The sequence below is a fragment of the Cupriavidus pauculus genome, from assembly GCF_008801835.1.
Classification (GTDB): Bacteria; Pseudomonadota; Gammaproteobacteria; order Burkholderiales; family Burkholderiaceae; genus Cupriavidus; species Cupriavidus pauculus.
Genome location: NZ_VZOW01000003.1, coordinates 173,347 through 185,808 on the forward strand (window position 1 = coordinate 173,347; position 12,462 = coordinate 185,808).

At 64.6% G+C, this 12,462-nt stretch carries 15 protein-coding genes; 7 read left to right on the top strand and 8 right to left on the bottom strand.

Annotation, left to right across the window (positions count from 1 at the left end; genetic code table 11):
• Positions 1–127 precede the first annotated feature (127 nt).
• The 4 genes from F7R19_RS05275 to ubiA all read left to right on the top strand — a co-directional run bounded on the left by F7R19_RS05275 (position 128) and on the right by ubiA (position 3,066).
• Positions 128–1,084: a LysR substrate-binding domain-containing protein gene (locus F7R19_RS05275; RefSeq protein ID WP_061955506.1), complete on the top strand. Its 957-nt coding sequence runs from the start codon at positions 128–130 to the stop codon at positions 1,082–1,084.
• Between the two features lie 211 nt (positions 1,085–1,295).
• Positions 1,296–1,499 carry a hypothetical protein gene (locus F7R19_RS05280; RefSeq protein ID WP_150979572.1) on the top strand — a complete coding sequence of 68 codons (204 nt, stop codon included), beginning with the start codon at positions 1,296–1,298 and terminating at the stop codon, positions 1,497–1,499.
• Between the two features lie 85 nt (positions 1,500–1,584).
• Positions 1,585–2,070 carry a Dps family protein gene (locus F7R19_RS05285; RefSeq protein ID WP_061955510.1) on the top strand — a complete coding sequence of 162 codons (486 nt, stop codon included), beginning with the start codon at positions 1,585–1,587 and terminating at the stop codon, positions 2,068–2,070.
• Between the two features lie 111 nt (positions 2,071–2,181).
• Complete coding sequence (gene ubiA / locus F7R19_RS05290; protein ID WP_150979573.1) at positions 2,182–3,066, top strand: 4-hydroxybenzoate octaprenyltransferase; 885 nt, start codon at positions 2,182–2,184, stop codon at positions 3,064–3,066.
• Between the two features lie 97 nt (positions 3,067–3,163).
• Here the strand turns inward: ubiA and proC are convergent, their stop codons facing one another.
• Positions 3,164–3,982, bottom strand: a complete 819-nt coding sequence (gene proC, locus F7R19_RS05295; protein ID WP_150979574.1) for a pyrroline-5-carboxylate reductase — start codon at positions 3,980–3,982, stop codon at positions 3,164–3,166.
• A gap of 90 nt (positions 3,983–4,072) precedes the next feature.
• Positions 4,073–4,762 (bottom strand): YggS family pyridoxal phosphate-dependent enzyme, encoded by a 690-nt coding sequence (locus F7R19_RS05300; RefSeq protein ID WP_150979673.1) that lies wholly within the window; start codon positions 4,760–4,762, stop codon positions 4,073–4,075.
• Between the two features lie 64 nt (positions 4,763–4,826).
• Here F7R19_RS05300 and F7R19_RS05305 point away from each other — a divergent pair, with 64 nt between their 5' ends.
• From F7R19_RS05305 to F7R19_RS05315, 3 genes are all read left to right on the top strand, one after another.
• Positions 4,827–5,870: a type IV pilus twitching motility protein PilT gene (locus F7R19_RS05305; RefSeq protein WP_061955519.1), complete on the top strand. Its 1,044-nt coding sequence runs from the start codon at positions 4,827–4,829 to the stop codon at positions 5,868–5,870.
• 31 nt (positions 5,871–5,901) lie between these two features.
• Entirely contained in the window at positions 5,902–7,041 is a 1,140-nt protein-coding gene (locus F7R19_RS05310; protein WP_061955521.1) for a PilT/PilU family type 4a pilus ATPase, read from the top strand.
• 117 nt (positions 7,042–7,158) lie between these two features.
• On the top strand, positions 7,159–7,653 hold the full coding sequence (locus F7R19_RS05315; protein ID WP_150979575.1) for a glutathione peroxidase: 495 nt from the start codon (positions 7,159–7,161) through the stop codon (positions 7,651–7,653).
• A gap of 16 nt (positions 7,654–7,669) precedes the next feature.
• Here F7R19_RS05315 and F7R19_RS05320 read toward each other — a convergent pair whose 3' ends face one another.
• From F7R19_RS05320 to glcE, 6 genes are all read right to left on the bottom strand, one after another.
• Positions 7,670–8,362 carry a helix-turn-helix transcriptional regulator gene (locus F7R19_RS05320; RefSeq protein WP_150979576.1) on the bottom strand — a complete coding sequence of 231 codons (693 nt, stop codon included), beginning with the start codon at positions 8,360–8,362 and terminating at the stop codon, positions 7,670–7,672.
• A 33-nt stretch (positions 8,363–8,395) separates the two neighbouring features.
• The gene (locus F7R19_RS05325) at positions 8,396–8,776 is read right to left on the bottom strand and encodes a VOC family protein (protein ID WP_061960251.1); all 381 of its coding nucleotides are present in this window, start codon (positions 8,774–8,776) and stop codon (positions 8,396–8,398) included.
• Positions 8,777–8,860: 84 nt separating this feature from the next.
• Positions 8,861–9,586: an LrgB family protein gene (locus F7R19_RS05330; protein ID WP_150979577.1), complete on the bottom strand. Its 726-nt coding sequence runs from the start codon at positions 9,584–9,586 to the stop codon at positions 8,861–8,863.
• Complete coding sequence (locus F7R19_RS05335; RefSeq protein WP_150979578.1) at positions 9,583–9,963, bottom strand: CidA/LrgA family protein; 381 nt, start codon at positions 9,961–9,963, stop codon at positions 9,583–9,585. Before F7R19_RS05335 ends, F7R19_RS05330 begins: the two co-directional genes overlap by 4 nt.
• A gap of 83 nt (positions 9,964–10,046) precedes the next feature.
• The gene (gene glcF / locus F7R19_RS05340; RefSeq protein WP_150979579.1) at positions 10,047–11,318 is read right to left on the bottom strand and encodes a glycolate oxidase subunit GlcF; all 1,272 of its coding nucleotides are present in this window, start codon (positions 11,316–11,318) and stop codon (positions 10,047–10,049) included.
• A 26-nt stretch (positions 11,319–11,344) separates the two neighbouring features.
• Positions 11,345–12,460 carry a glycolate oxidase subunit GlcE gene (glcE, locus tag F7R19_RS05345; protein ID WP_150979580.1) on the bottom strand — a complete coding sequence of 372 codons (1,116 nt, stop codon included), beginning with the start codon at positions 12,458–12,460 and terminating at the stop codon, positions 11,345–11,347.
• Between the last annotated feature and the right edge of the window lie 2 nt (positions 12,461–12,462).

Consider the following 12,462-nt stretch of genomic DNA (forward strand, 5'->3'; position numbering starts at 1 on the left):
GGGCGCAAGGGCGCTTCGGAGGCATCTGATCTGTCAGAAAAGTGATCGATAGACTGCATTGTTCGGCCGATCTGACAGACGCCGGATTCGAAGCTAAAATCTATCGCCTAACCGAACCTGATTGATCATGACGCTCACCGAACTCAAGTACATCGTCGCCGTTGCGCGCGAGCGGCATTTCGGCCGGGCGGCCGAAGCATGCTTCGTCTCGCAGCCGACGCTGTCGGTCGCCATCAAGAAGTTGGAAGACGAGCTGACCGTGCAGATTTTCGAGCGCGGCACGTCGGAGGTTTCGGTGACGGCGATCGGCGAGCAGATCGTGGCGCAGGCCCAGCGCGTGCTGGAGCAGACCATGGCCATCCGCGAAATTGCCAAGCAGGGCAAGGATCCCCTGGCGGGGCCGCTGCGCGTGGGCGTGATCTATACGATCGGACCGTACCTGCTGCCTGCACTGGTCAAGCGAATGATCGAGACCGTGCCGCAGATGCCGCTGATGCTGCAGGAAAACTACACGAACAAGCTGATCGAACTGCTCAAGCAGGGCGAGATCGATTGCGCCATCATGGCCGAGCCGTTTGCCGATTCGGGCCTGATGGTGCGTCCGCTTTACGACGAGCCATTCGTGGTGGCCGTGCCGCGCGGCCATCGGCTGGCGCAGCAGTCAAAGGTCGATCCGGACGAACTGAAGCAGCAGACCATGCTGCTGCTTGGCAGCGGCCACTGTTTCCGCGATCACGTGCTGAACGTGTGTCCGGAATTGTCGCGTTTCTCGCAGGCTGCAGACGGCATCCAGAAGACCTTCGAAGGCTCGTCGCTGGAAACCATTCGCCACATGGTCGCCAGCGGCGTCGGTATCACGGTGCTGCCGCGCACCTCGGTGCCCGATCTCAAGCCGCGCAACGATATGCTGGCGTATGTGCCGTTTGCCGATCCGGTGCCTGATCGTCGCGTGGTGCTGGCGTGGCGCAAGAGCTTTACGCGGCTGCCCGCGATGGACGCGCTGGCCAATGCGGTCGCGGCATGCGAGCTGCCCGGCATCCGCAAGATCAGCGATACGCCGGCCGCGGAGGCCGTGGCGGCCTGATTGGCAGCGTTGGGTATCGGTTCAAGCGGAACGGCAGGCATGTCCTGCCGTTTTTGTTGGTCGCTCGGGTCTTCGTAAATATAGTTTTTTGCTATCGAATTGAATTCAATAATTAAATTGAATTATAGAAAGCCGATCGATAGACTTTCTCCATCGGATCCGGTGCCTCGCGGAGCGCGCGTGGATCACGCAACAAACGTGGAGAAACATCATGGCAATGCTCGACCTTTTCGTCAGCGAATTCCAGCAGCTTCGCGCCGCAGCGGCGGACGCCGGCCATCGCACCGCGCCCGACGACGTCGCCCGGCTGCGCCGCAAGGTGGTCCGCAAGGAGATTGGCATGGCCGTGGTGGCGCTTGGCGCGATGGTCATGTTCGTCGATGCGGCGCGGGGGCTGTCCTTCCTTGCGGCATAGTCATAGTGCGATAATGCGCACTGCTCGCCCGCGTGGTCCGCGGGCGCCGAACCTCGTGGCTTGACCAGAATGGAGCTGAACGACCATGGCAAAGAAAAATGAGATGAGCGTGAACATCGGTATTTCGGACAAGGACCGCAAAAAGATTGCGGAAGGCCTGTGCAAGCTGCTGGCCGACACGTACACCCTCTATCTCAAGACCCATAACTTCCACTGGAACGTCACGGGTCCGATGTTCAATACCTTGCACCTGATGTTCGAGACGCAGTACAACGAACTGGCCCTGGCAGTGGACGCCATCGCCGAGCGCATTCGTGCGCTGGGCTATCCGGCGCCGGGCACGTACAAGGAATACGCCAAGCTGTCGTCGATCGCCGAGGAAGAGGGCGTGCCCGAAGCCACGGACATGATCCGCAAGCTCGTGGAAGGCCAGGAAGCCGTGGTGCGCACCGCGCGCTCGCTGTTCCCCGTGATCGACGCCGCAGGCGACGAGCCGTCGGCCGACCTGCTGACCCAGCGCATGCAGACGCACGAAAAGACCGCGTGGATGCTGCGCTCGATGCTGGCCTGATTCGCGCCATGCCGGCCACCGGTTGAACCGGCACGACGCGCCGCTGCTCATCACGCAGCGGCGCGTTTTTACTTTGCATCGCCTGGAATTGCCTAGAAGTCTGCTCGCGCCATGTCCCATCCTTCCGCCGCCCCCCAACATCCAGGTCGCCTCGCGCTGTACGCGCGGCTGGTTCGCATCGACAAGCCGATCGGCACGCTGCTGCTGCTGTGGCCCACGCTGTGGGCGCTGTGGATGGCCGCCGAAGGCCCGCCGTCGTGGCAGATCTTCTGGATCTTCTTCGTCGGCACCTTCCTGATGCGCTCGGCAGGCTGCGCCATCAACGACTGGGCCGACCGGGATTTCGACAAGCACGTCAAACGCACGCGCGAGCGGCCGCTGACCGCCGGCCTGATCGCAAGCTGGGAAGCGCTGGCGCTGGCCGCCGTGCTGGCGCTGATCGCGTTTGCGTTGATCCTGCCGCTCAACGGGCTGACCAAATGGCTGGCCGTGGCCGCCGCCGTGCTGGCGGGCACCTATCCGTTTTTCAAGCGATTCTTTGCCATTCCCCAGGCGTATCTGGGCATTGCCTTCGGGTTTGGGATTCCGATGGCGTTCGCCGCCATCCAGGACCAAGTGCCGTTCGTGGCGTGGCTGATGCTGCTGGCGAACGTGTTCTGGGCGGTGGCCTACGACACCGCCTACGCGATGGTCGACCGCGACGACGACCTGCTGATCGGCATGAAGACGTCAGCAATCACGTTCGGGCGCTTCGATGTGGCGGCGATCATGATCTGCTACACCGCGTTTCTGGGCCTGATGGCGTGGGCTGGCGTGCTGCTGGGGCTCGGCTGGCCGTACTTTGCCGGCCTGGCCGCGGCCGCAGTGCTGGCCGGCTATCACTACACGCTGATCCGCGGGCGCGACCGGATGAAATGCTTCGCGGCGTTCCGGCATAACAACTGGCTTGGCGCCTGCGTCTTTGTTGGGACGCTTGCAGCCTACGCGCTGCAATAAAAAACCGGGGCCGGCGGATGCGCGGCCCCGATTTCTTTCTATGGGCTTGTGAGCCCAGCGGATTGTGAGCCCCCGATGGCTGCGCGGCTCTTGCCGCTCAGTCCTTGCCGAACTCGGCGCCCATTTCGCGGCCGCGGGCCGCGGCGGCGTGCATGGCCTTGACGAAGGCGTCCTGGATGCCGCTGGCGTCCATGGCGGTCAACGCGGCGTAGGTCGTGCCGCCCTTCGACGTGACGCGCTCGCGCAGTGTGGCCACCGGTTCCGGCGATTGCGCCGCCAGCGCCGCCGCACCGCGGAACGTCTCGACGGCCAGTTCGCGACCCTGTTCCGCGGAGAGCCCCATTTCAGTCGCCGCGCGCTCCATCGCTTCCACGAAATAGAACACGTACGCCGGCCCGCTGCCGGAAATCGCCGTCACTGCGTCGATCTGATCGTCGTTCTCGACCCAGACGCATTGGCCGACCGCCTGCGCCACGGCCGTGGCGATATCGCGATCGGCGGCCGACAATCCCGGCGCAGCGGCCAGGCCGGTCATGCCCATGCCGGCCAGCGCCGGCGTGTTGGGCATGGCGCGCACCAGCCGCGAACGGCCAACCCAGCGCGCCATGTCCTGCAAACGGATCCCGGCCGCCACGCTGATGATCAGGTTGTCGGTCAGCAGCGGCGCCAGCGAGGCGATGGCGTCGCGAAACTGTTGTGGCTTGACGGCCAGCACGATCACATCGCTGGCGCCGAAAGCGGCGTCCGGTGCGGCCAGCGCGTGAACGCCGGTGCGGGCCAGGCGCTGGCGCGCATCTTCGGAAGGATCGACCACGCGGATCGCGCCGGCAGGCACGCCGCGGGCGACCAGGCCGCCAATCAGCGCGGAGGCCATGTTGCCGCCGCCAAGGAAGGCGAAGGTGAGGGAATCGAGCATCAAGTTTCCTGGTTTGCCGAAGCGATACGTGTCGTCGGCTTTATTGTCTTTGTGGGGTTGCGAAGAAGTGGTGCGGACCTGACGGAGCGATCAGCTCCGCGCACCGAAGATCGCGGTACCGATGCGCACCAGCGTGGCGCCCTCGGCGATGGCCGCGCCCATGTCGGCGGACATCCCCATCGACAGGGTGTCCACCTTTAGCCCGGATTGGCGTAGTTGATCAAGCAACGCGCGAAGGGCGGCAAACGGTTGACGCTGCGCGATCGGATCGGACGCCGGCGCGGGGATCGCCATCAGTCCGCGCAGTTGCAGATTCGGCAGCGCCGCCATGGCGTGCGCCAGCGCGGGAACTTCCTCAGGCGCGACGCCGCTCTTGCTGGCCTCGCCGCTGATATTGACCTGGATGCAGACCTGCAGCGGCGCCATGCCGGCCGGGCGCTGCTCGGACAGGCGTTCGGCAATCTTCAGGCGGTCGATCGCGTGCACCCAGTCGAAATGCCCGGCTACCGCGCGCGTCTTGTTGCTCTGCAGCGGCCCAATGAAATGCCATTGAATGCGGCTTCGCAAATCCTCCAGCGCGGCGATTTTCTCGATGCCTTCCTGGACATAGTTTTCGCCGAATGCGTGCTGTCCGGCATCGAATGCCTCGCGCACGCGGCTTGCCGAAACGGTCTTGGAAACTGCCAGCAGCGCGACGTCGGAAGCGGCCCTGCCGGCCTGTTGTGCAGCCGCCGCGATGTCATTTTTCACGGCTTGCAAGTTGGCGGCGATTACAGACATAATCCGGCGAGCATATTCTAAGAAGTAAAACAATAAGCGGGTTTTTAGGGTGGGGTCATTATAGATGGACATCGCACAGCTATTGGCCTTTGCGGTCAAGAACAAGGCCTCCGATCTTCACCTGTCGGCCGACATGCCGCCGATGGTGCGTATCCACGGGGATATGCGGCGCATCAACGTCGCGGCCATGACGCACAAGGACGTGCACGCCATGGTGTACGACATCATGACCGACGTGCAGCGCAAGAGTTACGAAGAGCGGCTGGAAATCGATTTCTCGTTCGAGATTTCCGGGCTCTCCCGCTTCCGCGTCAATGCGTACACCACGCAGCGCGGCGCGGCCGCGGTGTTCCGGACGATTCCTTCCAAGGTGCTGACGCTGGACGACCTCCACGCGCCGGCCGTGTTCGCCGACCTGTGCATGAAGCCGCGCGGGTTGGTGCTGGTGACGGGCCCGACAGGCTCGGGCAAGTCCACCACGCTGGCGGCGATGGTCGACCATCGCAACGACAACGATATGGGCCACATCCTCACGGTTGAAGACCCAATCGAATTCGTGCACACCTCGAAGAAAAGCCTGATCAACCAGCGCGAGCTGGGCCCGCATACACATTCGTTTGCCAACGCGCTGCGCTCGGCGTTGCGTGAGGATCCAGACGTGGTGCTGGTCGGCGAATTGCGCGACCTTGAAACGATCCGCCTCGCGCTGACTGCGGCCGAAACCGGCCACCTGGTGTTTGCCACGCTGCACACCAGTTCCGCGGCCAAGACCATCGACCGTGTGGTCGACGTGTTTCCGCCCGAAGAAAAGGATATGGTGCGCACCATGTTGTCCGAATCGCTCGAAGCGGTGATCTCGCAGACGCTGCTCAAGACGCGCGACGGCAACGGACGCACCGCTGCGCACGAGATCATGATCGCCACGCCCGCGATCCGGCATCTGATCCGCGAGAACAAGATTGCGCAGATGTATTCGATGATGCAGACGTCGAGCGGCCTTGGCATGCAGACGCTCGATCAGTGCCTGAGCGATCTGATCAAGCGCGGCGTGATCAACTTCAACGATGCCCGGGCAATTGCCAAGAACCCCGACGCCTTCATGGGTTAGCGGAACCGCGTCAGGCAAACAAGGAACGATCATGCTCGACCGTGAGTCCGCATCGAAGTACATCAACGACCTGCTCGAACTGATGGTGAACAACCGCGGTTCGGACCTGTTCATCACGTCGGAATTTCCGCCGGCCATCAAGGTCGACGGCAAGATTACGCCGGTCTCGCAGCAGCCGCTCAATCCCACGCAGGCGCTTGGCCTGGTGCGTTCGATCATGAATGAGCGCCAGGTGAAGGAGTTCGACGACACGCGCGAATGCAACTTCGCCATCACCGCGCCCAATGCGGGACGCTTCCGCGTGTCGGCGTTCATCCAGCAGGGCCGCGCCGGCATGGTGGTGCGCACCATCAACACGCGCATTCCGTCCGTCGAGGATCTCGATCTGCCCAGCTCGCTGCATGAGATCGTGATGTCCAAGCGCGGTCTGGTGATCGTCACCGGCGCGACGGGCTCGGGCAAGTCCACCTCGCTCGCGGCGATGCTCGATCACCGCAACGCGCATTCGTACGGCCACATCATCACGATCGAGGATCCGATCGAATACGTCCACGCGCATCAGAACTGCATCGTGACGCAGCGCGAAGTCGGCATCGACACCGATTCCTGGCACGTCGCGCTCAAGAACACGCTGCGCCAGGCGCCCGACGTGATCCTGATCGGCGAAATCCGCGACCGCGAAACCATGGAGTACGCGATGCAATACGCGGAGACCGGACACCTCTGCCTGGCCACGCTGCACGCGAACAACGCCAACCAGGCGATCGATCGCATCGTCAACTTCTTCCCCGAGGAGAAGCGCCAGCAATTGCTGATCGATCTGTCGCTAAACCTGAAGGCAATGATTTCGCAGCGGCTGCTGCCGCGCGCTGGCCGCAAGGGCCGCGTGCCGGCCGTGGAAATCATGATCGGCACGCCGCTGGTGGCCGATCTGATTTTCAAGGGCGAGATCCACGAGCTCAAGGAAGTCATCAAGAAATCGCGCGAGCAGGGCATGATTTCGTTCGACCAGGCGCTGTTCGAACTTTATGAATCGGAAAAGATCACCTACGAGGATGCGCTCAAGAATGCCGATTCGCTCAACGATTTGCGCCTGATGATCAAGCTGCATAGCGTGCGGCACCGCGATACCGATCTAGGCGCCGGCACCGAGCACCTGAACGTCATCTGAAGCGGCGCGACCTGACCAGAGCGGGCGCGCAACGCGGGGCGCGCCACCACCAGCGCGCGATGTGGTTTGCGCTATGCTTGCTGCCTGTTACCGACCACAGATTCCAGGAGCGTGACGATGAGCAACGTGTACCAGTTCGAAGCCAATTCGCTGTCGGGCCAGCCCGTGTCGCTGACCGACTTTCGCGGCAAGGTGCTGCTGATCGTCAATACGGCCAGCGAATGCGGCTTCACGCCGCAGTATGCGGGCCTGCAGGCGCTGCAGGATGCGTATCAGACGCGCGGTTTCGACGTGCTTGGCTTTCCGTGCAACCAGTTTGGCAAGCAGGAGCCGGGCGATGCGGATGAGATCGGCGCATTCTGCGAATCGCGCTTCCATGTCACGTTTCCGATGTTCGAGAAGATTGACGTGAATGGCGCCAATGCGCATCCGCTGTACCGCTGGCTGACTGCGGAAAAGCCAGGACTGCTCGGCACGCAGGCCATCAAGTGGAATTTCACGAAATTCCTGCTGCGCCGCGACGGCACCATCTACAAGCGCTATGCGCCGACCACCAAGCCCGAGGAAATTCGCAGCGATATCGAAACGCTGCTGACCGACCCCGGTTCCTGAGAGAGCAGGCGCGGCGTCAGCCGTGTGAATCGGTCCGCACCGCACGCAGGAAACCATTGAGCGAGCGTTCGGAGGTTTCCTGAAAACGCTCGTCGAGCATCGTCAGCGTTCGGCAGCGGTCCAGCCGGAAGCTCCGATAGTCTTCGCGCGCGGTGCACCACGCGGCCAGCAGCCATACGTTGCCCCAGAAAAACAGGCCGAGCGGCTGCACCACGCGCACCGTGTCGCGCTGTTGCGCGTCGCTGTAGTTGATTTGCAGCAGCCGTTGCGCGCCAATCGCGGTATGTACGATGTCGAACGCTTCGCGCACGGCCGGGTGGTTGGCGTATTCCGGTGCAAAGATGCGGCTCTGCTGCGCGGCCAGGCGACGTGGCGGCGGCAGGGCTGCCATCAGTTTTTCCAGCGACGGATCGGCCGCGGCAGCCAGCGCGCCGCCGCCCCAGGCCTTGAGCAGGCGCAGGCCCGCCACCATCGCTTCCACTTCCATCGCGGTGAACATCAGCGGCGGGACATCGTAATCGGGCCGCAGCCGATAGCCGATGCCGGCCTCGCCTTCCACCGGCACGCCCGACAGCGACAGCGCCTGGATATCGCGATAGACCGTGCGTTCGGAGACGCCGAGCCGCTGCGCCAGCAGTGACGCCGTGGTCAGGCGACGTCCGCGCAGCACCTGCACGATCTGGAAGAGGCGGTCGGCGCGTCGGCTCATCGGCAATGTCGTCCTGTGTTTTCCGATGCGCGATCAGTGCGCGGCCGGCTCGTGCAGGCCGATCCGGTTACCTTCGCTGTCGGTGATATGGGCGAAGCGCCCCATGTTGTCCGGCAACTGCACCGGACCGCGCACCGTGCGGCCGCCGGCGTAAGTTACGCGCGCCAGTACGTCGTCCAGCTGCGGCGCATTGAAGTACGGCACGGGGCCATAGAACGCGCTGGACCGGTACTGTTCGCCCTGCACCAGTGCGCCGGCCGATTCGGCATGCGTGAAGACGGCCAGGTCGACTTCGCCGATGGTTTCGCGGCGCAGCGGATGTTCGAACACCGACTCGTAGAAACGCATCGCGCGCTGCATGTCTGTCACCGGGATTTCCAGCCAGTTGACCAGCGCGTTGGACGGATTGGACATGGTGGCTCTCCTCTTCGCAATGTTGGGAGACCGGATGATGCGCGGGCGCTCCTGACAGCGTCGTGTCAGGAGCCTGTCAGGGTATCAGCGCGGCATCCACGCCGCCAGGAGCGGAACCATGATGGCCGTGAGCACGCCATTCAGCCCCATGCCCAGCGCCGAGAAAGCGCCGGCTTCCTGGCTGACCTGGAACGCGCGCGCGGTGCCGATGCCGTGCGCAGCGACGCCGGTGGCGAAGCCGCGCACCGTGTAGTCACGGATACGCAGCAGGTTCAGCAGGAAGGTGGCGCTGACCGCGCCGATGATCCCGGTGGCCATGACTAGCACGGCAGTCAGCGAAGGCAGTCCGCCGATCTTGTCGGAGACGCCCATGGCGATCGGAATCGTGACCGACTTCGGCGCGAGCGAGCGCACCACTTCCGGCGATGCGCCGAGCGCGTAGGCGATTCCCACCGCCGACACCACGGCGGCCAGCGAACCGGCCACGAGGCCGCACAGCAGTGGCAGCAGGTTGGTGCGCAGCTTGGGCAGTTGCATGTACAGCGGCACCGCCAGCGCGACCGTGGCCGGCCCCAGCAGGAAGTGCACGAACTGCGCGCCATCGAAATACGTCTTGTACGGCGTGCCGGTGACCGTCAGCACGGTGACGAGGATCGCCACCGAAATCATCACGGGATTGGCCAGCGGCGAAAATTTTGCGCGTTCATAGATGCGGAACGCGAACACATAGGCGAGCAGCGTTGCGGTCAGCCCGATCAGCGGACTGGCAGCCAGATACACCCAGATTTCGTTCAGGCGCGGTGACATCATGGCTGCATCTCCGGACCTGCGGGTGCTGGCGTCTGCGCTGGCGGCTTGCGCATCAGCGCGCGCGTGACCAGCGCCGTCACGGCGATCGCCACCCAGGTGGAGATCACCAGCGCAATCACGATCGGCATCCATTCGCTGCCGATACGGCTTGCGTGCACCATGATGCCGACACCGGCCGGCACGAACAGCAGCGACAGGTGCTTGAGCAGTTCGCTGGCCGGGCCCTGGATCACCGGCAACAGCCGGTTGTCGAAGGCCAGCCAGCCGAACAGCAGCAGCATGCCGATGACGGGGCCGGGAACGGGCAGGTGCAACGCATAGCTGATGACCTCGCCCACGGTCTGGAAGACCAGCAGGATGGCAAACGTGTGGAGCATGGGGGCAGCTTGGGGAGCAAATGTGCCGACATGGTACTCCCGTACAAGATGCGTGCAACCGGACGCTTCGGGTCGTCAGGCGGTCAGGCGGCCTGCGCGGCGACCGCCGGCGCGAGCATCCGGTCGACCAGCTCCACCCAGTGCATCACCGGCGTCTGCGTGCCGCTCTGCAGATGCGTGATGCAGCCGATGTTGGCCGACACGATTGAATCGGGCGACGTGGCCTGCAGCTTGTCGAGCTTGTCGTCGCGCAGGCGGTACGACAATTCCGGCTGCAACACTGAATATGTTCCCGCCGATCCGCAGCACAGGTGGCTATCCGCGCAGAGGCGCACGTCCACGCCCAGCCGTGTCAGCAGCGACTCCACCTTGCCGCGGATCTGCTGGCCGTGCTGCAGCGTGCAGGGCGGATGCCACGCCACGCGGCGGCCGTCGCGCGGCACCGCGCCGGCCAGCCGCTGCAGGTCGTCGGCGAAGTCTGGCAACAGTTCGGACAGGTCGCGCGTCAGCGCCGATATGCGCGCGGCGCGTTCGGTGTAATTTGGATCGTTGCGCAACAAATGGCCGTAGTCCTTCACCATCGCACCGCAGCCCGATGCCGTCATGACGATGGCCTGCGCGCCGGCTTCGACATGGGGCCACCACGCGTCGATATTGGCCCGCATGTTGTCGAGCCCGCCCGCATGGTCGCCGGTATGGAAGCGGATCGCGCCGCAGCAGCCTGCCTCGCGCGCCACCACCAGCTGCACGCCGAGCCGGTCGAACACGCGCGCCGTGGCGGCATTGATGTTCGGCGACATCGCCGGCTGCACGCAGCCATCGAGCAGCAGCATCTTGCGTGGATGTTCGTTGCGCGGCCAGACGCCCTCTGGCGACCGATGCGCGGGCACCTTGTTGCGCAGCGTTTGCGGCAGCAGCGGGCGCACGGCCTGGCCCAGCTTCAGCGCCGGACCGAACAGCGCGGGGCGCGTCAGCCCTTCGCGCAGCAACCAGCGCGTGAAGCGCTGTCCGGCGGGGCGCTGCACGCCTTGCGCGGCCAGCCTGTCGTCGACGATCTGCCGGCCGATGTCGACCAACCGGCCATAGCTGACGCCGGACGGGCAGGTCGATTCGCAGTTGCGGCAGGTCAGGCAGCGGTCCAGATGCAGGCGCGTGCTTTCGGTCACCGGATTGCCTTCCAGCACCTGTTTCATCAGATAGATGCGCCCGCGCGGACCATCGAGCTCGTCGCCGAGCAGCTGATAGGTGGGACAGGTGGCGGTGCAGAAGCCGCAGTGCACGCAGTTGCCGACGATCGACTTTGCCTCTTCGCCTTCGGGCGTGTCACGCAGGAATTCGGCCAGGGTGGTTTGCATGGTGGGGTCGTTATATTGGCGAGGTTTCAGAGCCCGCTGTACATGCGCTGCGGATTGAAGATGCCGGCAGGATCGAAAGTGGCCTTCAGCCGCTTGTGGATCGCGGCCAGTGGTGCGGAGAGCGGCGTGAACACGCCGACCGACTTGTCGCCATTGCGGAACAACGTGGCGTGCCCGCCTGCGGCCTGGGCGATCGCACGCACCTGATCGGCGCTGGCGGCGCTGTCGTCCGGGGCGATCCACCAGCGCTGGCCGCCGCCCCATTCCACCAGTTGCGCGCCCGGCAGATCGAGCGGCTTGGTCACGGGCGGCACCGCGATGCGCCACAGCGCGCGCGCGGCGTCGTGCGCCGGGGCGAAGAACGGATGTGTCTGTTCGCGCAGCGCCGACCACAACTGCAGTGCGTGACTGCCGTCGACGTTCGTCCCGCCCAGCGCATCGCGCGCCGCGCATACGGCCGCCGTGGCGCCGCAAAGCCGCACGTGCAGCGCGCCGTCGTGCCACGCCGAGGCGGCGATCGGCAGCGGCTTGCCGCCCCATTTGTTGAGCTGGTCGATGGCATCGGCCTGCGACATCGCAAAGTGCAGCGTGGCGTCGTCGAACGGTGTCGGCAGCACCTTGAGCGACACCTCGGTGATCAGCCCGAGCGTGCCGAGCGATCCGGCCAGCAGGCGCGATACGTCATAGCCGGCGACGTTCTTCATGACCTGACCGCCGAAATTTAGGATTTCGCCCTTGCCGTCCATCAGTTGCGCCCCCAGCACGAAATCGCGCAACGCGCCCACCGACTGGCGGCGCGGCCCGGACAATCCGGCCGCCACCGCGCCGCCCAGCGTGGCGGCACTGGCCTGTCCGCGCGCAGCGAAATGCGGCGGCTCGAAGGCCAGCATCTGACGACGCGCCGCGAGCGCGTCCTCGATCTCCGCCAGCGGCGTGCCGCAGCGCGCCGTGATCACCAGCTCCGCCGGGTCGTAATCGACGATCCCGCGATAGGCACGCGTGTCGAGCACGTCGCCTGCCAGCGCCTGACCATAGAAATCCTTGCTGCCGCCGCCGCGCAGGCGCAACGGCGTGCGGCTGTCGCCGGCTTGGCGGATCGCATCGCGAAAACTCGCGAGTGTGGCGTCGAGGTTGGCTTGCATGA

Excerpts from the sequence above, each read along its gene's own strand:
- F7R19_RS05315 (WP_150979575.1), top strand. The coding sequence starts at position 7,159 with ATGAGCAACGTGTACCAGTTCGAAGCCAATTCGCTGTCGGGCCAGCCC.
- proC (WP_150979574.1), bottom strand. The coding sequence starts at position 3,982 with ATGCTCGATTCCCTCACCTTCGCCTTCCTTGGCGGCGGCAACATGGCC.
- ubiA (WP_150979573.1), top strand. The coding sequence starts at position 2,182 with ATGTCCCATCCTTCCGCCGCCCCCCAACATCCAGGTCGCCTCGCGCTG.
- F7R19_RS05275 (WP_061955506.1), top strand. The coding sequence starts at position 128 with ATGACGCTCACCGAACTCAAGTACATCGTCGCCGTTGCGCGCGAGCGG.
- glcE (WP_150979580.1), bottom strand. The coding sequence starts at position 12,460 with ATGCAAGCCAACCTCGACGCCACACTCGCGAGTTTTCGCGATGCGATC.
- glcF (WP_150979579.1), bottom strand. The coding sequence starts at position 11,318 with ATGCAAACCACCCTGGCCGAATTCCTGCGTGACACGCCCGAAGGCGAA.
- F7R19_RS05305 (WP_061955519.1), top strand. The coding sequence starts at position 4,827 with ATGGACATCGCACAGCTATTGGCCTTTGCGGTCAAGAACAAGGCCTCC.
- F7R19_RS05285 (WP_061955510.1), top strand. The coding sequence starts at position 1,585 with ATGGCAAAGAAAAATGAGATGAGCGTGAACATCGGTATTTCGGACAAG.
- F7R19_RS05320 (WP_150979576.1), bottom strand. The coding sequence starts at position 8,362 with ATGAGCCGACGCGCCGACCGCCTCTTCCAGATCGTGCAGGTGCTGCGC.
- F7R19_RS05300 (WP_150979673.1), bottom strand. The coding sequence starts at position 4,762 with ATGTCTGTAATCGCCGCCAACTTGCAAGCCGTGAAAAATGACATCGCG.
- F7R19_RS05325 (WP_061960251.1), bottom strand. The coding sequence starts at position 8,776 with ATGTCCAATCCGTCCAACGCGCTGGTCAACTGGCTGGAAATCCCGGTG.
- F7R19_RS05310 (WP_061955521.1), top strand. The coding sequence starts at position 5,902 with ATGCTCGACCGTGAGTCCGCATCGAAGTACATCAACGACCTGCTCGAA.
- F7R19_RS05280 (WP_150979572.1), top strand. The coding sequence starts at position 1,296 with ATGGCAATGCTCGACCTTTTCGTCAGCGAATTCCAGCAGCTTCGCGCC.
- F7R19_RS05330 (WP_150979577.1), bottom strand. The coding sequence starts at position 9,586 with ATGATGTCACCGCGCCTGAACGAAATCTGGGTGTATCTGGCTGCCAGT.
- F7R19_RS05335 (WP_150979578.1), bottom strand. The coding sequence starts at position 9,963 with ATGCTCCACACGTTTGCCATCCTGCTGGTCTTCCAGACCGTGGGCGAG.